This window comes from Actinopolyspora lacussalsi (assembly GCA_030803735.1).
GTDB classification, from domain to species: Bacteria; Actinomycetota; Actinomycetes; order Mycobacteriales; family Pseudonocardiaceae; genus Actinopolyspora; species Actinopolyspora lacussalsi.
Map to the genome: position 1 here is coordinate 2,755,486 of JAURUC010000001.1, position 24,757 is coordinate 2,780,242.

21 protein-coding genes are annotated in these 24,757 nt (G+C 69.2%); 11 read left to right on the top strand and 10 right to left on the bottom strand.

What is annotated here, in order from left to right; all coding sequences use genetic code 11:
• Positions 1-16 precede the first annotated feature (16 nt).
• A complete protein-coding gene (locus J2S53_RS12235; protein WP_456241077.1) occupies positions 17-2,518 on the bottom strand; it encodes a UvrD-helicase domain-containing protein in 2,502 nt (833 codons plus the stop codon).
• Positions 2,519-2,806: 288 nt separating this feature from the next.
• On the opposite strand from J2S53_RS12235, the gene J2S53_RS12240 reads away from it, so the two are divergent.
• Positions 2,807-3,115: a chorismate mutase gene (locus tag J2S53_RS12240; RefSeq protein ID WP_092625234.1), complete on the top strand. Its 309-nt coding sequence runs from the start codon at positions 2,807-2,809 to the stop codon at positions 3,113-3,115.
• A 76-nt stretch (positions 3,116-3,191) separates the two neighbouring features.
• On the opposite strand, the gene J2S53_RS12245 is transcribed toward J2S53_RS12240, so the two are convergent.
• Positions 3,192-3,983: a 3-hydroxybutyrate dehydrogenase gene (locus tag J2S53_RS12245; RefSeq protein ID WP_092979485.1), complete on the bottom strand. Its 792-nt coding sequence runs from the start codon at positions 3,981-3,983 to the stop codon at positions 3,192-3,194.
• Positions 3,984-4,151: 168 nt separating this feature from the next.
• Between J2S53_RS12245 and J2S53_RS12250 the strand changes: the two genes are divergently transcribed.
• The 6 genes from J2S53_RS12250 (at position 4,152) to J2S53_RS12275 (ending at position 11,243) form a co-directional block, all read left to right on the top strand.
• A complete protein-coding gene (locus tag J2S53_RS12250) occupies positions 4,152-4,469 on the top strand; it encodes a hypothetical protein (protein WP_092979484.1) in 318 nt (105 codons plus the stop codon).
• A 171-nt stretch (positions 4,470-4,640) separates the two neighbouring features.
• On the top strand, positions 4,641-5,378 hold the full coding sequence (locus tag J2S53_RS12255; RefSeq protein ID WP_456241078.1) for a PIG-L deacetylase family protein: 738 nt from the start codon (positions 4,641-4,643) through the stop codon (positions 5,376-5,378).
• A gap of 46 nt (positions 5,379-5,424) precedes the next feature.
• Positions 5,425-6,591: a hypothetical protein gene (locus J2S53_RS12260; protein ID WP_456241079.1), complete on the top strand. Its 1,167-nt coding sequence runs from the start codon at positions 5,425-5,427 to the stop codon at positions 6,589-6,591.
• 18 nt (positions 6,592-6,609) lie between these two features.
• Entirely contained in the window at positions 6,610-7,389 is a 780-nt protein-coding gene (locus J2S53_RS12265; RefSeq protein WP_456241080.1) for a hypothetical protein, read from the top strand.
• 411 nt (positions 7,390-7,800) lie between these two features.
• Positions 7,801-9,348, top strand: a complete 1,548-nt coding sequence (locus tag J2S53_RS12270) for a protein kinase domain-containing protein (RefSeq protein WP_456241081.1) — start codon at positions 7,801-7,803, stop codon at positions 9,346-9,348.
• A 221-nt stretch (positions 9,349-9,569) separates the two neighbouring features.
• Positions 9,570-11,243: a serine/threonine-protein kinase gene (locus tag J2S53_RS12275; protein ID WP_456241082.1), complete on the top strand. Its 1,674-nt coding sequence runs from the start codon at positions 9,570-9,572 to the stop codon at positions 11,241-11,243.
• A 25-nt stretch (positions 11,244-11,268) separates the two neighbouring features.
• Here the strand turns inward: J2S53_RS12275 and J2S53_RS12280 are convergent, their stop codons facing one another.
• Positions 11,269-12,162, bottom strand: a complete 894-nt coding sequence (locus J2S53_RS12280) for a LysR family transcriptional regulator (protein ID WP_456241083.1) — start codon at positions 12,160-12,162, stop codon at positions 11,269-11,271.
• Positions 12,163-12,290: 128 nt separating this feature from the next.
• Between J2S53_RS12280 and J2S53_RS12285 the strand changes: the two genes are divergently transcribed.
• On the top strand, positions 12,291-13,253 hold the full coding sequence (locus J2S53_RS12285; RefSeq protein WP_456242780.1) for a DMT family transporter: 963 nt from the start codon (positions 12,291-12,293) through the stop codon (positions 13,251-13,253).
• Positions 13,254-13,337: 84 nt separating this feature from the next.
• Here J2S53_RS12285 and J2S53_RS12290 read toward each other — a convergent pair whose 3' ends face one another.
• The 4 genes from J2S53_RS12290 to J2S53_RS12305 all read right to left on the bottom strand — a co-directional run bounded on the left by J2S53_RS12290 (position 13,338) and on the right by J2S53_RS12305 (position 16,863).
• Positions 13,338-14,090, bottom strand: a complete 753-nt coding sequence (locus tag J2S53_RS12290; RefSeq protein ID WP_456241084.1) for a DUF2267 domain-containing protein — start codon at positions 14,088-14,090, stop codon at positions 13,338-13,340.
• Positions 14,091-14,166: 76 nt separating this feature from the next.
• Positions 14,167-14,556, bottom strand: coding sequence for a DUF2267 domain-containing protein (locus J2S53_RS12295; RefSeq protein ID WP_456241085.1), 390 nt, complete (start codon positions 14,554-14,556; stop codon positions 14,167-14,169).
• A gap of 156 nt (positions 14,557-14,712) precedes the next feature.
• Positions 14,713-15,525: a response regulator gene (locus J2S53_RS12300; protein WP_456241086.1), complete on the bottom strand. Its 813-nt coding sequence runs from the start codon at positions 15,523-15,525 to the stop codon at positions 14,713-14,715.
• Between the two features lie 21 nt (positions 15,526-15,546).
• Positions 15,547-16,863, bottom strand: a complete 1,317-nt coding sequence (locus J2S53_RS12305) for an ATP-binding protein (RefSeq protein ID WP_456241087.1) — start codon at positions 16,861-16,863, stop codon at positions 15,547-15,549.
• Positions 16,864-17,043: 180 nt separating this feature from the next.
• Between J2S53_RS12305 and J2S53_RS12310 the strand changes: the two genes are divergently transcribed.
• Positions 17,044-18,654, top strand: a complete 1,611-nt coding sequence (locus tag J2S53_RS12310; protein WP_456241088.1) for a PspC domain-containing protein — start codon at positions 17,044-17,046, stop codon at positions 18,652-18,654.
• Positions 18,644-18,871, top strand: coding sequence for a hypothetical protein (locus tag J2S53_RS12315; protein ID WP_456241089.1), 228 nt, complete (start codon positions 18,644-18,646; stop codon positions 18,869-18,871). The genes J2S53_RS12310 and J2S53_RS12315 overlap by 11 nt, the downstream gene beginning before the upstream one ends.
• A 123-nt stretch (positions 18,872-18,994) precedes the next feature.
• Here the strand turns inward: J2S53_RS12315 and guaA are convergent, their stop codons facing one another.
• On the bottom strand, positions 18,995-20,596 hold the full coding sequence (gene guaA / locus J2S53_RS12320) for a glutamine-hydrolyzing GMP synthase (RefSeq protein ID WP_456242781.1): 1,602 nt from the start codon (positions 20,594-20,596) through the stop codon (positions 18,995-18,997).
• Positions 20,597-20,755: 159 nt separating this feature from the next.
• Entirely contained in the window at positions 20,756-22,471 is a 1,716-nt protein-coding gene (locus tag J2S53_RS12325; RefSeq protein ID WP_456241090.1) for an FAD-dependent oxidoreductase, read from the bottom strand.
• A 429-nt stretch (positions 22,472-22,900) separates the two neighbouring features.
• On the opposite strand from J2S53_RS12325, the gene J2S53_RS12330 reads away from it, so the two are divergent.
• Entirely contained in the window at positions 22,901-23,311 is a 411-nt protein-coding gene (locus J2S53_RS12330) for an SgcJ/EcaC family oxidoreductase (protein ID WP_456241091.1), read from the top strand.
• Between the two features lie 254 nt (positions 23,312-23,565).
• On the opposite strand, the gene J2S53_RS12335 is transcribed toward J2S53_RS12330, so the two are convergent.
• Positions 23,566-24,696, bottom strand: coding sequence for a GuaB3 family IMP dehydrogenase-related protein (locus J2S53_RS12335; protein ID WP_092922962.1), 1,131 nt, complete (start codon positions 24,694-24,696; stop codon positions 23,566-23,568).
• Positions 24,697-24,757: the final 61 nt, after the last annotated feature.

A 24,757-nucleotide genomic window follows, 5' to 3' on the forward strand; every position in this document is an offset into this window, starting at 1 on the left:
CGAGGTCCGGGACGTTCTACAGCTTCACCAGCGGCACGCTGCCGATGAGCATGAGCCGGATGGTGCCCGAGTCGCCGAAATCGATGTTGGCCGTGGCGCGCGCCCCCTCACCGTCGGTGGAGAGCACCGTGCCGAGCCCGTACTTGTCGTGGTTGACCCGGTCGCCCGCCTCGAGCTTGATCGGAACGGAGTTCTTCCAGCTCGACGCACCACCACCGCGGGAACCGCGATCACCCGACCCGGAGGGACCTCCCGGCCCGGCCTCCGAACCACCGCGACCGCCCCAGCCGCCACGCTCGCGTGGCGCGGAACGCTCCGGCTCCAGCTTGCGCCACTCCACGAGATGTTGCGGAATCTCGGTGATGAACCGCGAGGCCGGATTGGTGACCGGCTGCCCCCAGGCGGAGCGCATCAACGCGCGGGAGAGGTACAACCGTCGCCGGGCGCGGGTGATACCGACGTAAGCCAGCCTGCGTTCCTCGGACAGCTCCTGCGAGTCCCCCAACGCCCGCATGTGGGGGAAGACGCCGTCCTCCCAGCCGGTGGCGAACACGACCGGGAACTCCAGTCCCTTCGCGGTGTGCAGCGTCATGAGCGTGACCAGGCCGTCGCTGTTCTCCGGCAACGCGTCGGCGTCGGCCACCAGCGAGACGCGCTCCAGAAAGGCACCGATCGAGTCGTCGGGCAGTGGGTTGTCGTCCTGTTCCGCGTTCGCGGAGTCACCTTCGCCGGAAACCTCGCCGTCCGAATCACCGCCGTCCGAATCACCGCCGCCGGAAGCGCCATCCGATGTGGACTCCGACTCCCCGGCCGGGCGCGTGTCGCCGAACTCCCGGGCCACGCTGATCAGCTCGTCGAGGTTCTCCACCCGGGAGGCGTCCTGCGGGTCCTCGCTGCTCTCCAGCTCACCCCGGTAACCGGTGCGTTCGAGCAACGTGCGCAGCACCTCGGCCACATCGTTGTTCGCGGCCACCTCGCGCAGCTCGTCGAGCAGTTCGGTGAAACCGGCGACGGCGCGGGCCGCACGCGAGTTGAGCTGCCCGATCTCGCCCCGTGCCGCATGCCGTAGCGCGGCACCGAACGAGATGCGCTCCTGCTCGGCGTACTCGGCGAGCACCGTCTCGGCACGCTGTCCGATCCCGCGCTTGGGGACGTTGAGGATCCGGCGCAGGCTGACGGTGTCGTCGGGATTGTCCAGAACCCGCAGGTAGGCCAACGCGTCACGGACCTCGCGGCGCTCGTAGAACCGCACCCCGCCGATGACCCGGTAGGGCAGTCCCAGCCTGATGAACACTTCCTCGAACACCCGGGACTGGTTGTTGGTGCGGTAGAAAACGGCGATGTCGTTGAAGGTGGCCTCTCCCGAGTCCACGAGCCGGTCGATCTCGGCGGCCACGAACGCGGCCTCGTCGTGTTCGTTGTCGCCCACGTAACCGACGAGCGGTTCCCCCTCGCCCGACTCGCTCCACAGCCGCTTCTCCCTGCGGCCGGTGTTGGAACGGATCACGGAGTTGGCCGCCGACAGGATCGTCTGGGTGGAGCGGTAGTTCTGCTCCAGCACGATCGTGTCCGCCTCGGGGTAGTCCCGCTCGAACTCCTCGATGTTGCGGATCGTGGCGCCGCGGAAGGCGTAGATCGACTGATCGGCGTCACCGACCACGCACAGCTCGGCGGGCGGGACCTCGCTCGCGTCCGACTCGGTACCGACCAGCTCACGCACCAGCGCGTACTGCGCGTGGTTGGTGTCCTGGTACTCGTCGACCATGATGTGCCGGAACCTGCGGCGGTAGTGCTCCGCCACGGCCGGGTGATCACGCAGCAGCGAGACCGTACGCATGATCAGGTCGTCGAAGTCCATCGCGTTGGAGTCCGCCAGCCGACGCTGGTAGGCGGCGTAGACATCGGCGACCTTGCGCTCCAGGTCGCTGCCGACGCGTTCGGCGGCCGTCTCCGGATCGACGAGCTCGTTCTTCAGGTTCGAGATCTGTGCCGCGAGCGTGCGCACCGGATACCGCTTGGAGTCCAGTTCCAGGTCCCTGGCCACCAGCGTGACGAGCCGCCTGGAGTCGTCGGCGTCGTAGATCGAGAAATTGGTCGAGAGCCCCAGTGTTCTCGCTTCACGGCGGAGGATACGCACGCACATCGAGTGGAAGGTGGATACCCACATCGCGTTGGCGCGCCTGCCCACGAGCTCGGCCACCCGTTCCTTCATCTCGGTGGCGGCCTTGTTGGTGAACGTGATCGCCATGATCTGGCCCGGATGCACACCACGCTGGTCCAACAGGTGCGCGATGCGGTGGGTGAGCACCTTGGTCTTGCCCGATCCGGCCCCGGCCACCACCAGCAGTGGCGTACCGCTGTGCAGTACCGCGCGGCACTGCTGCGGATTCAGCTCCGAGACCAGCTGTTCGCTGGAAGGCAGCGGCGCGGCCCTCGCCGGGCCGTCCCGGCCATCGGGAGGGGGCATCCCGTCGGATCGGACGGGACCGTCGGCTGCGGCGTCGAACAGGGTGCTCATCGGTAATTCAGAGTACCGTTCCGGGACCGGCTTACCACGGGCAGCCGAGGCCGGACACCGCACCGACATCACTCGTTCGAACCAGGGGAGGAAGAGAAGGAGTGGTGGTGCGACCCGGTTCGTTGTGGCAGACTGACCGCGTGCTTACACGCAGCCGCCAGTTTTTCTACGGGCCCGGGACTCCGGCGTCCGTAGCTGTGTAAGCTCCAAGAACGATGCCCCGGAGTTCCGAACCGGGGCGGTGGCGCATCCGGGGCGGATTCCGGGACCGACGACCCGGAGGAAGAGTTGAGCGCGACCGTGGACAGCGATCAAACCGGTGCCGAAAGCCCCGACCCCGAGTGGCCCGCCGAGAACGGTTCGGTCGAGGAACTCAGGGACGAGATCGACTACCTCGACGAGGAAATCCTGCGTCTGATCAAACGTCGGGCCGAGGTATCCCGCCAAGTGGGCGCGGCGCGAATGGCCGAAGGTGGCACGCGCATCGTCTACAACCGGGAAATGGACGTGTTGGCGCGCTACCGTGAGCTGGGATCCGAGGGACGGGAACTGGCGATGATCCTGCTCAGGCTCGGCCGCGGCAAACTGGGGCACTGACCGGAGCTTCCGAACGGGTTCGGCCGAACGATCGCCCGGTGGGAGCCGGCGGGCGACCGAGCGGTCCGGCCGGACCTCAATGGGCCGACCAACCACCGTCCATCGAGAACGAGGACCCGGTGACCGAGACGGCGGAAACACCGCACAACCACGCGGTCAGCTCCGCCACCTCCACCGGGTCCACCAACCGCTTGACCGGTGTGCGCGCGAGCAGCACGTCCTCGATCACCTGCTCCCGGGGAACACGGTGCCGCACGGAGTGTTCGGCGATCCGGCGTTCGAGAAGCGGAGTACGCACGTACCCCGGACAGATGCAGTTCGAGGTCACCCCGTACCCCGCCGCTTCGACGGCCACGGTCTTGGACAGCCCTTCCAGACCGTGTTTGGCGGTGACGTACGCGCTCTTCAGGGGTGCGGCACGAATGCCGTGGACCGAGGAGATGTTGACGATCCTGCCCCATCCGTTGTGGTACATCCCGGGCAGCGCCGAACGGATGATCCGGAACGGAGCCTGCACCATGACCGCCAACAGCAGTTGGAACATGTCCGGCGGATACTGGTGCACCGGAGCCACGTACTGCAGCCCCGCGTTGTTGACCACTATGTCGGTGTCCTCGCCCAGCTCGGCGACGGCATCCGGTTCGGACAGGTCCGCGACGGTGTACCGCGCCCCTGTCTCCTCGGCCACCCTCTCCACCGATTCCGCGAGGCGGTCGACGAGCAGCAACCGGGCCCCGGAGACCGCCAGTTTCCGCGCGACCGCCGCCCCGATCCCGCTCCCCGCTCCGGTGACGAGCGCCCGTTTGCCCGTCAGATCCACCGCGACTTCGGCGGATGGCCCCGCCGCGGCAGCCGAACTGTCAGCCATACCGGCAACTTAAAGGTGGTCTCGGCCGCTATCCAACATCCGTACAGGGGCAATTCGCTGCGGAATCCGACGGTGGCCGGGCTCTTTTCGACGGTGGCCGGGCTTGTCGGGTATTACGCTGTCGATCGGATGTGGCCGAACCGGCCACGATTGGGGGAAGATGGACATATGGGCACGATTATCGACGTGATCGCGTTCGTGGTCACTCTGCTCGCGTTGTTGGCGGCGCTGGGCCACGCTGGGTATCTGACGTTGTTGTCGACCGCGGCACGGAAACGGCCCGGCGGACAACCGGCCATCAAGTTCGCCCGGAAACGGGCTCCCGTGGCGGGTACCGCGCTCGGCCTGGGACTGCTGGCCGTGCTGCTGTCCACGGGTGGCGTGGTCCCGGACGTGTTCGCGATCCTGCTCGGTGGTGGCGTGGGACTCGGTTCTACGCACGCGTTGCGGAGCACCCAGCAGGACTTTCGTGGTGGCAGGTACTGATCGGAGCTCTCCGCTTCCCGCATGAGGGCGTGCCCGCGTCCGGGCCGGAACCACCCTCCCGCGGCTGCCCGCTCTCGCCCGGAAGTGGACATCGAATGAACCGCTATGATCACTGATCGTGTCTTTCCGACCCGTTTCCGAGATGTCGGTGGGGCTGCCTAGGCTGTCCCCGTGATCGATTCACCGAACCCGCCCACCGGCGTCCCGGAACGCGTTCTCGTGGTGACGGCCCATCCCGATGACGTCGACTTCGGCGGTGCGGGAACCGTCGCGGGCTGGACGGCGGGCGGCACCTCGGTCACCTACTGCGTCTGCACCGCGGGCGAGGCCGGAGCGCCGGAGGACGCCACTCGGGAACGGGTGCGACAGCTGCGTATCGCGGAGCAGCGACGTGCCGCCGCACGGGTCGGGGTCGACGACGTACGTTTCCTCGACCACGAGGACGGCAGGCTGTCTCCGGACCTGACGTTGCGCCGCCGTATCACCCGGGTGATCCGTTCCGTGCGCCCGGAGATCGTCGTCACGCACTCCCCCGAGATCAACTGGTCCCGCATCGCGCTGGCCCATCCGGACCACCGTGCCGTTGGTGAGGCCACCCTGGCGGCGGTGTATCCGGACGCGCGGAGCCCCTTCGCACACCCGGAGTTGCTCGACCGGGAAGGACTGCGGCCGTGGACGGTACGGCAGCTCTGGATCACAGAATCGCCGGAAGAGCGCGCCAATCACGCGGTCGACGTGACCGACCGGTTCACGGACAAGATCGCGGCACTGTCGGAGCACGCCTCGCAAGTGGCGGATTCACGGGATCTCGCCGCGATGCTGCGCGAGCACTTAGGCGACAACGCGCGACGACACGGACTGGTGGAGGGCCGGCTGGCCGAAGTGTTCCAAGTGGTCAACACCGAGTGAGCCGGCGCGGGGAGCACCGGACGGCACTGCAGAAGGGCGAGTCGCGATGGACGGTGGCGGGCCGAACCGCTATCCGGGCGAGGACGGCGAGGCCGCGGGTACACGAGTGAACCACGGTGGTCCGGAACGCCGCTGCGTAACCGGGACGAGCCGTGTCACCGGGACGAACGACACGGCCGCGTCGGACGCACCGCCACGATCCCGTTGCCCGGAGGAACCGGAGGGCGGGCTGTGCGAGTTCGGACTCGGCATGATCCCCGCTTCGATCACCCCGCCGCGCACCTGGCGGCGGGCGGCATGGTTCGTGGTGGTGTCGGCGGCAGCGGCGTTGGGGGGAATCGTGCTGGTCACAGCGGTGGTGATGAGCAACGAACCCGCTCGGTTGGCCACGGACCCCCGGCACCTGCCACGAGCCGGGGAGTACCCACCGCTGTACCGATCGGACGAGAGCCCCGCCGGTTCGGGAATCGAATCCACCGCCGACGACAACGGTGCACCGGAACCGAGTTCCTCCGGGAGGTCGCGACAGCCGACGGCGACCGGGCGAACCGGCGACGGTGTTCCGCCCGTGCACGGCCCCCCGACCGGCACACGACAGCGGAGTTCGACAGCCGCGCCGTCGGCGTCACGGCAGAGCACGGCTCCCACGCGCGAGCTCCCCTCCGGCGACACAGCGGGGAACGACCTCGCGGCGGACGATCCAGCGGAGGAGAGCACTTCGCAGGGCACCACCCCAACCAGCGACACCCCCGCCAGTGACACCCCCGCCAGCGACGATCCGCCGGGCATCGCTTCCGCCGGGACCCTGCAGCAGAGCGCGACCCTCTGGCACACGACCACGTCCGCCCCCACGGAGCGCCCGGCACAGCAGCACCAGACACAGCAGGACACGACGATGCCGCCGTCCGTGATGCTCGGCCTCACGAAAAGCTACTTCCGCTCCCTCGATGCCGGGGAGCCGTACCTGGCGCACGAACTGACGGCCGGATCGCCGCATCGCACCGGTTTCACCGGTCTGCGACGACGGTACGCGGAGTTCGGCTCGGTCGAACTCGTCAGCAGCACCGTACGTGGTGACGGCACGGTGAACGAACTGCGCGTGGATCCCGGGGTCGGTGAGTCGACCACGCGCTACCGGCGGCTGGAATTCGACGAGCACCCGCGGCGAGTGGTCGCCGACGAGCCCGTGGACGATCCGCCCGGGAACCGCTGACGGGTCGGGAGGAACGACATGTCGGAATCGGCACGAAGCGGGGCCCCCTTCGAAGAGGTGCGGCCGGTGGACCACCACGGCGAGACGGCGGAACCACGGTCCGTCGCCGGCGCGACGAGCTCCGAACACCGAATCGCCGGTACCGGGACAGGACCGGTCCAGCTCGGTGGACGTTCGGTGTTGTGGACGGTAGGAGCATTGGGGACGCTGTTGGCGATGGGCGCTACGGCGGCTCTCGGCGTGGTGTTGTCGGACTCGACGCCGCCGCGTTCGGAGCGGAAGACGCCGAACCGCACGGGGTTGCCGATAACGGGTGCCGCGGCGCTGCGGGTGGACCTGCTGCTGGAACGAGCGGGCCGGTCGAGGGCCCTACCGGGAAGCTCCGCCGCACGGGCGGAGCTCACGGACGAGTCAGCCGTGACGAGCTCGGCCGACGGTCGCACCGGCAGTTCGCGGCTCGGTCCGCCCGGGGAGACGTCGGTTCCGTCGGTGCGAGTGGTGCGCGAGTTCCACAGGCTGTTGGGAGCGGAGCCGGCGAGCGCCGTACGGCTGCTCTCGATGAGCATGACCGAGGCGCAACGGGCGGACATCGTGCGGAGCTGGCGCGCGCTGCGATCGATTCGCTCGGACGAGATCAGCGTGACCACGAGCGGACGAGTGGTGTCGACGGTCGCGGCGCGCGACGCCACGGGAACCAGAATCGCACTCCGCTACTCCTTCGCGGTCGACGACGGCTCGGATCCGCGCATCCCGCGTGTCCGGTTGGACGCGGCGCGGTTCCGGGAGCCGGAACGGTAGGACGCCTGGACGACACCACTTCCGTGACGAAGAACACCGGTAACCGCGGGACGGCCGTACCGACGGCTCTCCCCGGCCGGTATTCTCACAACGATGCGGCAACGAACTGCCACGTCGCCGGAATCCCGGGGACGGTTCGGGGCGAACCGCTTCGTCGACGGCACGAGCGCAGGGCCGGTCACGCGGCCTCGGAGCGGTCGAAGACTTCCCCGCTCCGCCGGTTCCTCGGTGGGCTAGGCTGCCGTGTCACGGTCGTTCGGTTTCCGTGACCGAACGCGGTCGCACAGTGAACGTTTACATGTCGGAGGGCCACGCGGGGCCCGCAACAATCCACCGATCCCGACGACCCGGTGAACCGGTGTCCCCGGCGACGAGGTCGACCGGGATCGAGAGCAGTACGGGGAGACGTCGGTGAGCGACGAAGGTCGCCTGGTCGCCGGACGCTACCGAGTGCAGCGGCGCATCGGAAGCGGCGCAATGGGCGTGGTGTGGGAATGCGTCGACGAGCGCCTGCACCGCACGGTCGCGGTCAAACAATTGCTGACCCAGCCCGGTCTGGACCCGACCGAGGCGGAGGAAGCGCGACAACGGGCGATGCGTGAGGGACGTATCGCGGCACGGCTGCAACATCCGCACGCTGTCTCGGTCTACGACGTGGTGGAGGAGAACGGCGACCCGGTGCTGGTGATGGAGTACCTGCCGTCCACCAGCCTCGCGGCGATGATGTCCGAGCACGGCCCCCTGCCGCCGCGCGAGGTGGCACGGATAGGGGCGCAGGTGGCGGCTGCGCTCGGGGCGGCGCATTCCGCCGGAGTGGTGCATCGCGACATCAAACCGGGCAACGTGCTGCTCGGCGACAACGGCACGGTCAAGATCACCGACTTCGGCATCTCCCGGGCACAGGGCGACGTCGCCGTCACCAAGACCGGGATGCTCGCGGGAACCCCCGCCTACCTGTCACCGGACGTGGCCTGCGGCAAGGAGCCCAGCCCCGCGTCCGACGTGTTCTCGCTGGGAGCGACGCTCTACGCGGCCGTGGAGGGCAGACCCCCGTTCGGGCAGAGTGAGAACACGCTGGCACTGCTGCACTCCGTGGCGGCGGGCAAGGTGCAACCACCGCAGAACGCGGGGCCCATGACCGATCCGCTGCTGGCGATGCTGCAGCCCGGCGAGGACGAGCGGCCGGACATGGCGCAGGTCCACGAGATGTTGCAGGACGTCGCCAACGGCCAGGCGGTGACCTCGGTTCCCACCAAGGCCGCCCCCATTCCGTCCGCGATGGCTCCGGGCACGGCCGCCGCGACCGATCCGCCCTCCAACCCGCGTAACGGCGGAACGATGGTCGGGGGACCCCAGGAGCCGGAAGGCCGTTTCGGTGGCACCGCACGGGCGGAGACCACCGGCTACGCCGGCTCGGGTCCGCCGTCCGAAACGGCCGCGCGCGGCCGGCGGAGCAGGGTGCCGCTGGCGGTGTCCGGGGTGCTGCTCGTGGTGGCCGCGGTCGCGGGGATCCTGCTGGCGACCTCGCTGTTGAGCAACGACTCCGACGGTGGGAACCCGAGCGGTGGGGAGACCACACAACCGATGGTGCCGCCCGCGGCGGGCGAATCGAGCACCACCGAGACCACCGTGCCGGACTACCCGGAGGACGACGGGTACCAGAACCAGGATCCGGACTGGGATCGTCCCCCCGAGCAGGACGAGTCCGCGACGGAGACCTCGGCATCGGAGAGTTCGGAACCTCCCGAGACTTCGGCGAGCGAGCCGTCCGACCCGAGTTCCGATCCGGACGGGAACCCCGAGGAAAGCGACTCCAACAACTCGGGCGACAACGAGGACGGGACCGGCAGCGGCTCGGAGGACGGGACCGGCGACGGCGATGGGTCCGACAGCGACAGCGGTAGTGGGTCCGAGGGCGGCAGCGCCAGCGGTGGCGGTTCCGACAGCGGCGGCGAGTAGGCCGAGTAACAACGAAGCGTCCGGTGGCGATGCGAACAGCGAGGGGTAACAGGTGGTTCCGCCGAGTGGCTCGATACCCGTCCGCTCGGCCCCGGTGATCCCGACCGGCCCGCAGCGCGGCGGTCGGGACGCAGTACTGTTGTGCCCGTCGCGTGATGCCGTTCCGGCAGGAGTTCGGTCGGCACGTCCGGTCACCGACATCGCCAGGATCTGGGAGAACTGTGAGCGCCGAAGGTCGTCTGATCGCCGGACGCTACCGGCTGCACGAGAGCATCGGCAGCGGTGCGATGGGAGTCGTTTGGCGCGCGGTCGACGAACGGCTGCAGCGCACCGTGGCCGTCAAGCAGTTGCTGCTGCAGCAGGGCCACACCGAGGCCGAGACCAGGGAGGCCCGCGAGCGCTCGATGCGCGAGGGGCGGATCGCGGCTCGGTTGCAGCACCAGAACGCCATCGCGGTGTTCGACGTGGCCGAGGAGGACGGCCAACCGGTGCTGGTGATGGAGTACCTGCCCTCCGAGAGCCTCGCCTCGCGGATCTCCGAACGGGGCCTGCTGTCGCCGATCGAGGTAGCGGGGATCGGGGCGCAGGTCGCGGCGGCGCTGGCGGCGGCCCACCTGGCCGGGATCGTGCACCGTGATCTGAAGCCGGGCAACATCCTGCTCGGCGGCGACGGCACCGCCAAGATCACCGACTTCGGTATCTCCCGGGCGGTCGGCGACGTCGCGGTCACCAAGAGCGGCATTCTCGCTGGCACACCCGCCTACCTCTCCCCCGAGGTGGCTCTCGGCAGGGATCCGGCCCCGGCCTCGGACGTGTTCTCGCTGGGCTCGACCCTCTACGCCGCCATCGAGGGCCATCCACCGTTCGGGGTGGACGACAACGCGATCAGTCTGCTGCACCGCGTTTCACGCGGACAGGTCGACCACCCGCGCAACGCCGGACCGATGACGCCCGCCCTGCTGGAACTGCTGCGGGCCGATCCGGTGGAACGGCCGACCATGGCCCAGGCCAGGGACATTCTGCAGGCGGTGCGGGACGGCAGACCCCTTCCGGGGCTCGGGGGCAGCCAGCAGCAGGGGCATGGTCCCGCCACCCCGGTCGGGCCGCTGAACCAGGCGGCTCCGGCCGCGGCAGCGCCGAGCATGCCCGCGCGACCGCCGAATCCGGGCTTACCGCCGGGCGGGACACCGGCAGCCACCGCTGCCGCGGGCAATCAGTCGAACCCCACGCGAGTGGGAGCGCCTCCGGCGGCGGCCAATCCGCCCACCAGGGTCGGTGCCGAGAGCGGGGCGGTCAGCACCGGCACGGCCAAGCGAGTGGCGGGCTGGACAGTGGCGGTGATCGCGGCGATCCTGCTGGGGATACTGGCGGCGAACGCCTTCACCGGAGGCAACGGCGGCGGCTCCGGCGCCTCGGACGCGGCCGCGGCTGCCACGAGCACCTCGGCGGGCGAACTTCCCCGTTCACGGGGTAGCTCGGCCGACTCGCCGAGTTCCGGGCGCTCTAACGAGGCGGCGACAACCACGAGCTCCACGACACCACCGTCCTCCGCCGATTCCTCGGAGGAGGATCCCGCTCCGAACTCGGTCGGTGACGACGAACTGGTCGGCACGGTTCGGACCTATTTCGACACGGTCACCGACGACACCGACGACGCGTGGCGGATGCTGGGACCGGAGCTGAAATCGGTCGGGAAGGAAACCTACGAGGATTTCTGGGACTCGATAGAGAGCGTGGAGATCGTCAGCGGCCCGAAGGTGATCGGCGACAACCAGGTGGAGGCAGTGCTGCGCTACCAGAAGGAGGACGGTGACAGCAGCACCGAGCGGCATGTCTTCGGCATGATCGTCAGAGGCGGAGAGCCGCTGGTCAACACCGACAGCGGCGCCACCTGATCCCGCCGTTCGCCCGCCGCGGGACCTATGCCTGCGCGGTCTCGCGGAGGACCTGCAGCAAGGCCGCCGTGTTGGGGGCGTGCACCACCGACTCCCGTACGGCCACGTAGATCCGACGGACCGGTTCGGGATTGCGCAACGGCCGTACCTCCACACCCGGATGCACCGGATCCAGTCCCAGTCGTGGGACGAGCGATATCCCCATCCCCGCCGCGACGAACCCTTGTGACGACTGTGGACTGTCCGATTCGAGCGCCAGGTGCGGCGTGAATCCGGCGGCGGCGAACGCGTCGTAGAGCGACTCCGCGCACGGTCCAGACCCCACGGAGTCCTGGATCCAGGACTCCTCGGAGAGCCGGGCCAGGTCGATGTACTCCTCCGAGCAGAGCGGGTGCCCCACGGGCAGCACCACGCGGTAGGGCTCGTCGACCAGGTGCAGCAGTCGAACGCCGGAGACCGAGGGGACATCACGTCCCACCACGATCACGGCCAGATCCGCGTCGCCCTCGGCGACCCGATCCAGCATTCCCTCCTCCTGCATTCCCAGGTCCAGCCGAACCCGCGGATACCTGTCCCGGAAGGCGGCCACGGCGGGCGGGATCAGCGCGACGCTGGCGCTCTGGAAGAACCGCAGGCGCAGCACGCCGGAATCCCCGGCACGCATTCCCGCGAGCTCACTCTCCGTTTTGGACAACAGTTCGGAGAGGTCCCCGGCCCGTTCGGCCAGCATCGTCCCGGCCGCGGTGGGCCGGACTCCCCGGCCCACCTTCTCCAACAACGACAGCCCGGCCTCTCGTTCCAGCGTGCTGAGTTGCTGGCTGATGGCCGAAGGGGTGTAACCCAGGTTGTTCGCGGCAGCACTCACCGAACCGCTGTTGACCACGGCTCGCAGCACCTGCATCCGCCGGACATCCAACATGTCACGAATAGTACAGCAGAACTGAAAGGTTTGTGTAGAAAAATCTACTTGTGCTTATCCGACTCGGCACCCATCGTGTTGGTGGTGACTGGTTCACCACGACGACCGGCCTGCTGTGGAGGACTTCCGTGTACAACCGCGCCAACTACGTGCGGCTGCTTACGCTCGCGCTGCTGTGGGGAGCGAGCTTCCTGTTCATCAAACTGGGGCTGGAGGCGATGTCGCCCACCCAGGTGGCGTTCTCCCGGATCACGCTCGGCGCGGTCGTGCTGGTGGGTCTGTGCCTGCTGAACGGTCTTCCTCTCGTCAACCCCGCATCGCCCGAGGGGCGACGGCTGTGGGGCAGCATCGCGGGCGCCGCGGTGTTCAGCAACGTGCTGCCGTGGGTGCTGTTCGGCCTGGGCGAGCGCACCGTCGACTCCGGCATCGCGGGGGTGCTCAACGCGACCACACCGTTGTGGACCGTGGTGTTCGGACTCGCGTTCGGAACGCAGCGTTCCCTGCCCCCACCGCGATTGTTGGGGCTGCTGCTGGGTTTCTCGGGGGTGGTGGTGATCCTGGCGCCCTGGAACGGTTCGAGCGGCCTCCTGGGATGGGGTGCGCTCGCCTGCCTGGGCGCCGCGATGAGCTACGGGCTCGGTTTCGTCTACATTGGGCGCGGCCTGAGCGGGTCCGGTCCCGACGGGCAGCGGCTGTCACCGCTGACGGTCGGCGCGATGCAGATGTCGGCGGCGACCGGGATCGCGGTGCTGACCCTGCCGCTGGGCGGTCTGGGGCCGGTCGAGCTCGCGCCGGTTCCGCTGCTGGCGGTGGGTGTGCTGGGAGTGTTCGGCACCGGATTCGCGTTCGCGCTGCAACTGCGGATCGTCTCCGACGAGGGAGCGACCACCGCCTCCACCGTCACGTACCTGATGCCCATCGTCTCGGTGCTGCTGGGCTGGATGGTGCTCGACGAGAGCTTCGGCCCGCGCGTGCTGCTCGGGATGCTGATCGTGCTGGTGGGAGTGGCCCTGAGCCGCACGAACGTGCGCGGCGACCGGAAGTCCCGTAACGGCGCCGAGCGGAAAACCCCGGAACCGGCGCGCGACTGAGTTCCCCACTGTTTCGTACATTTCGCGAGAAATCGACGCACGGCCACGAGGCTCACCGGGCGGGGTCACCGCCGTGTGGCGGGGTCACCGGCCCCTCGCGAGTGCGGCCACCGGCTTGGGAAGCTGATCGAGGGTGTCAGCCGTCTCCTCGGGAGCCCACTCGCCCAGCACGTTGAACACGGCCGCGGTGTGGTCCCGAACGAGGTCCGGCTCGGTCACGTCACTGCGTCGGGCGATCTCCGCCAGGAAGCGATCGGTGTCGGTGTGCTGGGCGAATTCCCGCGTGTCGAGGAGAGCCCCGATCTCCGGCGGAAGAGCACCGGTGAGCCGGTCGACCTCACCCTGGCTGACGGCCTGCGCCGTCACCCCCAGCACCGCCTGGGTCAGCTGCCGAGCCTGCTCCGTATCGTCGAAGGCGACGCGACGACGCACCTCGGCCAACAACGTGTCCGCCGTGGCGCTCAGGCCGCTGTCGCTGGGAAGCAGCGTCGCGTAGTCCTCGGGCAGCTCGTGCAGCAGTCGGCGCAGCTGTACCGCTGGAAGCGCTTGGCTGACCACGGCCACCCCCGCCCGGCCGTACTCCTGGGCCTGCTCGGAGTCCTGGGCACCACTCAACTGGCCGATGCGGTCGAGGAAGGCGTCCACCGAGAGCGGCTCGCCGGGCCCGGCGGGCTGAACCTCCCCCAACTGCCGGGGAAGATGCGCCCGCAGCTCGGCGGCCACGTTCCAGGCACTTTCACCGAGGGCCTGAACCGTGGCGGCCAGCACCGTTTCGGGGTTCGGGACGCCGGGCTCCAAGTGTCGCCGCAGCGCGGTGACCATCTCCTCGTAGTCCATCCTCTGCCTCCCGGAATCGGCTCGCCCGCCGCGGAACACGAGTCATCGTCCCGCCTGGCCGGCGGGTGCCAACGTTCTACCGCGGCTGCTGGAACAGCGGAGCGTAACCCGCGGGCAGTTGGGACCGCAGGTCGTCGATCTCACCGGCGGAGACGAACTCGGCGATCGTGCCCAGCACCGCCTGGGAGTGGGTCAACGCCGTCTCGGGGTCACAGCCGCGACCCTCACGATCGGCGACCCGCCGCAGGAAGTCGTCCAGGTCGTCTCCGATCTCGTCCTCCCCCGTGTGCTGCAGCAGGGGCTCCTGCAGTTCGGGAGGCAACTGACTGGCCAGATCCCTGGGCTCCTGTCCGGCCAAGCGCTGACCGATGGTGGCGAGTACGATCTTGCTCGCCTGATCGGCGTGGTCCCGTTCGGTCGGCCCGCCGTGCTTTTCCACGGCGGCGAGAAACTCGTGATACTGCATCGTTGCGCTGACCGTCCTTTCCAGGCGACACCTGCGAGGTGACGCTGCTTTCACATGAGCGGCGTGCTCACCGCTCTCGCGGTGAGCGTTGAATCGCCCGGGTCACCTGGATTGCCGGTATCGGACGTGGCCAAACATAGCCCCGTTCGCTCCACCTCAGACCAGCCGCCGATCGGAGGCCCACTTGGACAGCTCGTAGCGGTTGGACAGCTGGGTCTTGCGCAGCACGCTGGAAACGTGGGTCTCGACGGTCTTGACCGAGATGAACAGCTCGGAACCGATCTCGCGGTAGGAATAACCCCTCGCCAGCAACCGCAGCACGTCCCGCTCCCTGCGGGTGAGCTGGTCCAGCTCCGGGTCACTCACCTCCGCCGAGCTGGCGCCCTGCGAGAAGGCGTCCAGCACGAATCCCGCCAGCCGTGGTGAGAAGACCGCGTCGCCCGCCGCGACACGGCGAACGGCGTCGGCGAGTTCGCGGCCCGAGATCGTCTTTGTGACGTAGCCGCGCGCCCCACCGCGAATCACCGTGATGACGTCCTCCGCGGCGTCGGAAACCGAGAGGGCGAGAAAGACGACGCCGACCCCCCGCTCGCGCACCCGGCGCAGCACCTCGGCACCCCCGCCGTCGGGCATGTGCACGTCGAGCAGCACCACGGCGGGACGCAGGTGCTCGATGCCCGCCACGGCCTCGGCCACCGATCCCGCCTCACCCAGCACCCGAACCCGGTCCTCGAACGCGGCGAGCTCGGCGCGAACGCCGGCTCGGAACAGCGCGTGATCGTCGACGAGGTAGACCCCGACCGGCCCCTGCTCGCCGGTCGCCGCACCGCTGTCGTCCGCTGGGCTGTCGTCCGCTGGGCTGTCGTCCACTGGGCTGCCATCCACTGGGCTGCCATCCACTGGACTGCCACCCGGCGGGCCGTCGGCACGCGCTGCCGGGTCCCGCCACTCGTCCGCTCGCTCTGCCATAACGGGCTCCTCAACCGGTGTTCACTGCTCTTCTCGCGGCAGGTCCAGATGTATCTCGGTCCCCGCCCCGGGCGAAGTGCGCAACCGCACCCGTCCGCCGTTGCGTTCCATCCTGCCCCGGATCGACTCGGTCAGTCCGTGCCGATCGGGATCCACCTCGTCGGGGTCGAATCCCACCCCCCTGTCCCGGACGAACAACTCCACCCGGTCGGGCTGTGACTCGGCGTAGACGCTGACCTCGTCGACCCCCGCGTGCTTGGCGGCGTTGACGATGGCCTCCCGCGCGGCGGCCAGTACCGCGCGCAGCGGCTCGTCCAGCGGACCGTCGCCCACGACGACGTGCTGCACCGTGATCGCGAAGGCGTCCTCGACCTCACCGCAGATCCGCGCCAGTTCGGCGGCCAGCGTCTCCTCCGGGAGCCGTTCGAACTCACCGGTCGTCGCCGCTTCCTCGCCCGGAGTTCCCGGCGAGGCCGTGGGGGCGTGGCTCATCGGCCGCGAGGAACCACTGTAACCACCGGGGCCGTACAACCAGCGGCGCAGCTCGCGCTCCTGACTCCGCGCCAGCCGGCGCACCTCCCGCTCGGCCCCGGCCTGCTTCTGGATCAGCGCCAGGGTCTGCAGCACCGAGTCGTGCAGATGCGCCGCGAGTTCGGCGCGCTCCTGCGAACGAATCCGGGTGGAGCGCTCCACATCGAGGTCCCCGCTCAACCGCATCCACCACGGCACGGTCAGCAGTGCCACGCCGATCAGCGTCGCCACCACGGCGGCGAGCACCACGGGCACCTCGCTACCGATGGTGGCGAGCACGAACGCGCACAACCCGAGGAAGACCAGCGCCACTCCCGCCAACAGCCGCAGCACCCCGGCACGCCCACCGTCGCCGAACAGCCCCACGATGCTGGAACGGGCCCCCTCGCGCCACTGACCGCGCTGCGACTCGTCGGCCTCCCGCCAGATGACCGCACCGCCGACCAGCGTCGCCCCCAGCGCACCGACCAGCCACGGCGGTACGGCACTGACCGAGGCCACGACCGCGGCCAGTCCGACGCCGAGCAGCAGCAGCCCCACCCCCTGCCTGCGCTCGCGTTCCGACTCGGTACCGACGATGTCGGAACGCTGCCGCACGAAGATCCACAGCAGCCCGTAACCGAGGATGCCCGCACCGCCGAGCGCGGCCAGCATCGCGAACACGGCACGAACCCACACCACCGGGAACCCCAGGTGATCCGAGATCCCGATCGCCACACCGGCCACCACCCGGCCGGAGCGGCGCCGGTAGAGCCGTGGGATGTCGGTCCCGCTGACGTACATCGGCCGGGTCCGTCGCTCGGACATCGCGCGGGAGTCCTCCCCCGTAACGCTCTCACTGGAAAACTGCCTGGAACGGACCTGCACGGCATCGATAATCACACGCGCGCACCGACGGCGGCATCGGGGAACGGCACCGGATTGTCCGGGTGCGCTCAGGGGAACACCCTGACGACCGGGACTCGTAATACCGGCAGAGTGAGCGACATGAACGGCGGAACGACCGACGGCGGCGGGCAGTACGAGGGTGGCGGGCAGTACGCCGACGCCCGCGCACACAGCGGTCCGAGCGGTACCGGTTCGGGGGGTACCGCTCGGCCCGGCGGCTCCAACGGTGCGCGGGGAACGTGGGCGGAGATCAAGGGAACCTTCCGCGATTTCTGGGAGACCAGGCCCACGCGCCCCTCCGAGGGGCGCAAGATCGCGGGTGTGGCCGCCGCGCTCGGCAATCGCTACGGCGTGGATCCGGTGCTGCTGCGGGTGGTGTTCGTGATCGGCACCTTCTACGGCGGTGCCGGACTGCTGTTCTACCTGCTCGGCTGGGCGACGTTGCCGAAGTCGAGCGACGCACCGGGCAACACCGCCGTTCGACTGGCGGTACTCGCCCTGATAACGGTGGTGTTCGTCCCGGTCTCGCTCGCCGCGTTCGACATGCCGGGCGTGTTCGGGCTGGCGCTGGGGGTGCTGGCGCTGTACCTGCTGCACCGGCATTTCGGCGATCGCGTCCCCCCTGGGCAGTCGTACGGCCCCGGGGGGCAGTACGGGACCGGGGGGACGGCGACGACCGACATGGCACCGCAGCCGGGGATGTCCGCGACGGGAGAATCCGGGACGTACGAAACGACGGTGTCCGGGCCGACGGGCGCGGAAACGGAACGGTACGCGATCGGCTCCTCCGGGACCACAGCGTCACCCGAGAGCCCAGGGCCACCCGAGAGCCCAGCGTCACCCGAGAGCCCAGGGCCACCCGAGAGCCCAGCGTCACCCGAGAGCCCAGGGCCACCCGAGAGCCCAGGGCCACCCGAGAGCCCAGGGCCAACCGAGACGACCACCCGATCCGAGGCGCCCCCGTACGGGCCACCCGTGTCGGGACCACCCGCCCCGGAGCCACCCCGCTACCCGACCGAGCGGTTCGCTCAGCCGCCGAACCAACCACCACCCACCGGTTGGACGCACCCTGCCAACGAACCGCGGCCTCCGGAGCGGGGATCCGCCGGAAGCCGCGGGCCGCGTTACTCGATCACACTGGCGACGTTGGGAATCGCGCTGCTGGTGGGCGGCTTCGGGATAGCCCTCGGGCTGGCGGCGGTGAAGATCTGGGCGCTGATGCTCGGAGTGATCGGCTGCGGAATGCTGGTGGGCTCCTTCCTGCGCCGGGGGCGCTGGCTCATCCTGTTCGCGGTCCCCGTGGTGCTGGCGGCGATGCTGTCCACGGTGCTTCCGGAGCGACCGTGGGAGGGCTACACCAACGCGATCGAGGCCCCGGAGAACGCCACGGAACTGGCCTCGGAGTACTCCGGCTCGCTGGGAAACGTCACCCTGCGTCTGGAGAACATGCGGTTTCCCGCGGACAGGGAGGTCGCCACCGATGTGGCCCTGGGCATGGGCACGGTGACCGTCCACCTCCCGCCGGAGACCGACGCGCGGGTCACCTGTGCCAGTGATCTGGGGCGGGTGGACTGCCTCGGCAACGAGCACTCGGGCAGGGACATCCGGGTCACCGAGAACGACCTCGGCACCGACGGTCCCGGCGGCGGTTCCGTCCGGCTGAACCTGATGACGGAGACGGGAAGCGTGGAGGTGATCCGTGGCTACTGAGCAGCACCAACCAAGGCCGGAGCCCGTGACCGAGAACAAGAACGGCGGAGCACGCCGGTTCAGCCCGGATCCGGTCACCCTGACCGCGGGAATCATGACCGTGGCGGCGTCGATCTACTTCCTCGTCGGCGGGGGCTGGTCCACGCAGCGCGTACTGGCCTTCGCGGCGGCGGCCATCGGAGTGATCATGCTGGTGGCCTCGCTGCGCAGGAGCTGATCCGGGTAGCCGCGCAGGCGCTGAGCCGAGCAGCGGGAGGGCGAACTCGGCGGGCACGCGCGTGCCCGCCGAGAAACGTGTCTCCACCGAGGAAAGCGGTTCAGGCTGGTGAACTGCCCGTGGTCACTCCCACTCGATGGTGCCCGGGGGCTTGGACGTCACGTCCAGCGTCACCCGGTTGACGTCGGCGACCTCGTTGGTGATCCGGGTCGAGATCCGCTCCAGCGCCTCGTAGGGCAGCCTGGTCCAGTCCGCCGTCATGGCGTCCTCGCTGGACACCGGACGCAGCACCACCGGGTGACCGTAGGTGCGCCCGTCGCCCTGCACACCGACCGACTGCACGTCGGCGAGCAGCACCACCGGGCACTGCCAGATGTCGCGGTCGACGCCGGAGGCGGTCAGCTCCTCGCGGGCGATCGCGTCCGCCGCACGCAGCGTCGCCAACCGCTGCGGCGTGACCTCGCCGATGATGCGGATGGCCAGCCCCGGACCGGGGAACGGCTGCCGGTGCACGATGGTCTCGGGCAACCCCATCTCCAGCCCGACCCGGCGCACCTCGTCCTTGAACAGCGCGCGCAACGGTTCGACCAGGTCGAACTGCAGGTCCTCGGGCAGCCCGCCGACGTTGTGGTGGCTCTTGATGTTGGCCGTGCCGCTGCCTCCCCCGGACTCGACGACATCCGGGTAGAGCGTGCCCTGCACCAGGTACTCGACCCGCTCACCGGCCTGACCGGCTTCCTCCTGCAGCTCGCGCGCGGCGCGCTCGAAGGTGCGGATGAACTCGCGCCCGATGATCTTGCGCTTCTCCTCGGGGTCGGTGACACCCGCCAGCGCGTGGGTGAACTGCTCCACGGCGTCGATCACGACCAGCCGAGCTCCGGTGGCGGCGACGAAGTCACGCTCGACCTGGGTGCGCTCCCCGGAACGCAGCAGCCCGTGGTCGACGAACACGCAGGTCAGCTGATCACCGACCGCCTTGTTGACCAGCGCACCGGCCACGGCCGAGTCCACACCGCCGGAGAGTGCGCAGATGGCGCGGGCGTCCCCGATCCGCTCGCGGATGGCCGTGACGGTCTCGTCCACGATCGAGGTGGTGGTCCACTTCGGTCGGATACCGGCGATGTCGTGCAGGAAGCGGCGCAGCACTTCCTGGCCGTGCGGCGAGTGCGCCACCTCGGGATGGTACTGCACCCCGGCCAGGCCGCTCTCCGGGTTCTCGAAGGCGGCGACCGGCGTGTCGGCGGTCTCGGCGATCACCCGGAATCCCTCGGGAGCCTTGCTCACCGAGTCACCGTGACTCATCCAGACCGGGTGGTGATCCGGGAGCTCCTGGTGCAACGTCCCGCCCGCGGAACACACCGACAGCTCGGTACGCCCGAACTCCCTGGTGCCGGTGTGCTCGACGGTGCCGCCGAGTGCCCTGGTCATGGCCTGGAAGCCGTAGCAGATCCCCAGCACGGGCACTCCGGAGCGGAACAGTTCCGCGTCCACCTGCGGCGCGTCGGCCGCGTAGACGCTGGCGGGGCCGCCGGAGAGCACGATGGCGGCGGGGTCGCGGCGCAGCATCTCCTCGACGGGCGTGTCGTGCGGGACCACCTCGGAATAGACCTGCGCCTCGCGTACCCGGCGGGCGATCAGCTGCGCGTACTGCGCGCCGAAGTCGACCACCAGGACGGGACCGTTACCGGGTCGTCCTCGCTCAGCAGTCTGCCCGGCGGGGTCGATACCGCCTGTGGTGTCGGACACGACGTCGAACCTCCAGGTGAGAACACTACGCCGGTCAGCGTATCGTCCCCGGCCCGAGGCCCGACGAGGGCGTCGCACACCTTTGACCGATCCCGCCACGATCTCGGGGGAGCATCGTGGCGGCTGTGATCCGTCCGCTCAGCGCCGCAGGGCCCCCGGCGCGTGCGAGGGCACCGCCGGGTCGGCGGGTGCCACGGGTTCCACCCGCCGGTACTCCTCCGACTGGGCGGGGCGCTGGTCGGGCTCACCCTTGTTCGGCCACATCGAGAAGGCTCGCTCCGCCTGCGCGGTGATCGTAAGCGAGGGGTTGACCCCGAGGTTGGCCGTTATCGCCGAACCATCCACGATGGACATGTCCGGGTATCCCCAGGCTCGGTGGTAGGGATCGATCACGCCGTGCTCCGGGTCCGAGCCGATCGGGCAACCACCGATGAAGTGCGCCGTCATCGGGATGTCGAACAGTTCGCCCCAGGTGCCGCCCGCGATGCCGTCGATCTCCTCGGCGGCCAGTTCGTTGGCCCGTTCGCCCGCGGGGATCCAGGTCGGGTTGGGGGCGCCGTGCCCCTGCTGCGAAACGAGCTTGCGGCGGCCGAACAGCCCCTTGCCGAGCTTGGTGCGCAGCGAGTTGTCCAGGCTCTGCATCACCAGCAGGATCACCGTGCGCTCGCTCCAGCGCCGCACCGAGAGCAGCCGCAGCGTGGTCAGCGGGCGCGTCAGCACGTTTCGCAACCACTGCCGCCAGCGCGGCTTGTCGATGCTGCCGCTGGTGGGCAGGGTCTGCAACAACCCCATGGCGTTGCTTCCCCTGCCGTAGCGCACCGGCTCGATGTGGGTGTCGTTGTCCGGGTGGAACGAGGACGTGATCGCGGTGCCGGTGGAGAAGTCGCGTTCCGCGTCGACCGAACCGCGCTGCGCGCCGATGATCGCCTCGGAGTTGGTCCTGGTCAGCTCACCGAGCTTGTGGGAGATCCCGGGCAGTTCGCCGCGCTGCCCGCAGCGGTGCAGCAGGTTCTGGGTTCCCCAGGTCCCGGCGGCGACCACCACCTGGTCGGCGGTGAAGGTTCGACCCTGCCCACCCAGCACGGCACCGGTTCGCTCGGTACGGATCCGCCAGCGGCCGTCCGCGTCCTTTCGCATCCCGCCGACCGTGGTCAGCGGCCACACCTCGGCGCCCTTGGACTCGGCCAGGTAGAGGTAGTTCTTCATCAGGGTGTTCTTCGCGCCGACCCGGCAGCCGGTCATGCAGGCACCGCACTCGGTGCAGCCGGTGCGTTCCGGCCCCGCACCACCGAAGTAGGGGTCGGCGTTGTTCTCCCCCGGCTTACCGAAGTACACCCCCACCGGGGTGGGGTGATAGCTCTCGCCCACTCCCATCCGGTCGGCTACTCGCCGGATGACGCGGTCGGAGGGGGTCTCGGTGGGATTGGTTACCACGCCGAGCATCCGGCTCGCCTGCTCGTAGTGCGGGTCGAGCTCGTCCTCCCAGTCGGTGATGTGCGCCCACTGCGAGTCCTGGAAGAACGGCTTCATCGGGCGGTAGAGCGTGTTGGCGTAGACCAGGGAGCCACCGCCCACTCCCGCACCGGCGAGGATCAGCACGTTCTGCAGCATGTGGATGCGCTGGATTCCGAAGCAGCCGAGCCGGGGTGCCCACAGGAAGCGGCGCAGGTCCCAGGAGGTCTTGGGGAACTCGTCGTCGGCGAACCTTCTGCCCGCTTCCAGCACGGCCACGCGGTATCCCTTCTCGGTCAACCGCAGTGCGGCCACGCTGCCGCCGAAGCCGGAGCCGATCACGACCACGTCGTAGTCGTGCTCGCCGGAGTTCTCGCGCCGAAGGTGTCCCCGATCACTCATGGATGTGAGAGTAGAACAAATTACTCGCCAGTAGCCATAGCTGAGCGGCTCCCGAGAGCACATTTTTCGACCGGAACCGACCCGAAGCGACAACGCGGCAGGGCAACGGCATGAACCGGCGGACGCATCGGCCCGCCGCTCAACCGGTCAAGAACACAGCCCGGTTCCGACGGCGGTCCCGCATCCCCCGAAGCCGCGACCCCGGGTGGGTCACCGTAGGTTTCCAGTGGAGCTCATACCCGCGCCCCTACGCCGACGCGCCCCTCGGACGTCGCGGCGTGGTGGCTCACATCGAGCAGTACGAGGTCGCTCCACGTGCCGGTACCAGAGCAGGCGATCGGGCCGTTCCGCGATGAGTTCCCGGTAGCAGCCCCGAGGGCAAGCTCTAGGAACCCCGGACTCGCCCGCGTACCCGGCAGAGGAACGAACATGTCGAACCGTCCCAAAGCACACCACGACGACGATCACGAAGAGGATCTGCACGCGATCAGGAAGGTATTCGACGAACTCGAAACCGCCTTCGTCGAACACGATGCGGCGAAGTTCGACGACAGGTTTACCGCCGACACGGTGTTCACCGCCGTCAACGGTGTCCGGTTCCAGAACTGGCAGGAACTGCACGAATACCACAAGGAACGATTGGAAAACCACGCCGAAGGCATCCGAACCTGGTACGAGATCGAGCAGGTGATCTTTCCGCGGTCGGATGTGGCGATCGTGTGCCTTCGGCAACCCGCGATCGGCCAAGCGGGCCGACGCGCCAACGTGGGCACCTGGATACTTTCCAAGCTGGATGGCCAGTGGTGGATCTGCGCTGCGCAGAACACCGGTGTTGCCTGAACGGCCTGCGCTGCGGACGGTGTGCGCGGCATCGCGAGAATCGACGGCCAAGGCGGCGTCGCGAGGTCTCCGGCGTCTCGACCGCGAACGCCGGAGGTCGACGAGGAGTCGTCGGAGCGGTCGTGCACGGTGGGACGCCCCGCGTACCGCCTGAATCGGCAGCCGCTCGCCGCGTTGGGCCCACTCGAGAGCAGGCCCAACTCGGCGAGGCACCGACTCAGCGATCGGCTAACCGACCACCCGGGCAACCGGAATCAACGGCACAACATCAGACCGACCTTCTGGAACTCCTTCAGTTCGGAGTACCCGGTCTTGGCCATGGCACGACGCAGCGCCCCGAACAGGTTCAGCGTCCCGTAGGGATCGCTGCTCGGCCCGAACAGCAGCGTGTTCAGGTCCACCCCGGCGCTGTTGAAACCGACGATCTCGCTGCGCGGCAGGTTGGGGTGCGCCGCCGCGGCCGTCCAGTAGTAACCCTGCGCGGGTGCCTCCGAGGTCTCGGTGAGGGCCTCCCCCAGCATCACCGCGTCGGCGCCGCAGGCGATCGACTTGGCGATGTCACCGGAGTAGGACAGCCCGCCGTCGGCGATCACGTGCACGTAGCGCCCGCCGGTCTCGTCCAGGTAGTCCCGCCGGGCGGCAGCGGCGTCGGCCACGGCGGTGGCCATCGGCACCCCGATGCCCAGCGTCTGGGTGGTGGTCGCGGAACGGGACTGCCCGAAACCGACGATCACCCCGGCGGCTCCGGTGCGCATCAGGTGCATCGCGGTGCGGTAGTCGCCGACCCCGCCCGCGATCACCGGCACGTCGAGCTCGCCGATGAACCGCTTGAGGTTCAGCGGTTCCCCCTCCTGGGAGACGTGCTCGGCGGAGACGATGGTGCCCTGCACCATCAGCACCTCGACACCGGCGGCGAGCAGCGTGGGGGTGAGTTCCTCCGCGTGCTGCGGGCTGACGCGGGCGGCGACCGTGACGCCGGAGTCCTTGATCTGCTTGATGGCCTCGGTCAGCAGGTCGGTACGGATGGGCGCGGCGTGCAGCTGCTGCAGCATCGCGATCGCGGCGTCCGGCCCCTCACCCTCTTCGGCGGTACGCACGACCTGCGCGAGCTCTCCCTCGACGTTCTCGTGCCGGGCCCAGAGACCCTCGGCGTTGAGCACTCCCAGACCGCCCAGCTCACCGATCCGGATCGCCGTGGCCGGTGACACCACCGCGTCGGTGGGATGCGTCACCAGCGGAATGTCGAGGCGATAGGCGTCGATCTGCCAGGACAGGGATACGTCCTTGGAGGAGCGCGTACGGCGCGACGGAACGATCTCGACATCGTCCAGGTCGTAGCCGCGCATGGCCGTCCGGCCCATCCCGATTTCCACAAGATCCCGCACGTGTTTCCTTCCCGCGGTGCCGCTGTGAGTCGAAGAGGGGGTCGAGTTCCCACCGGGTTCG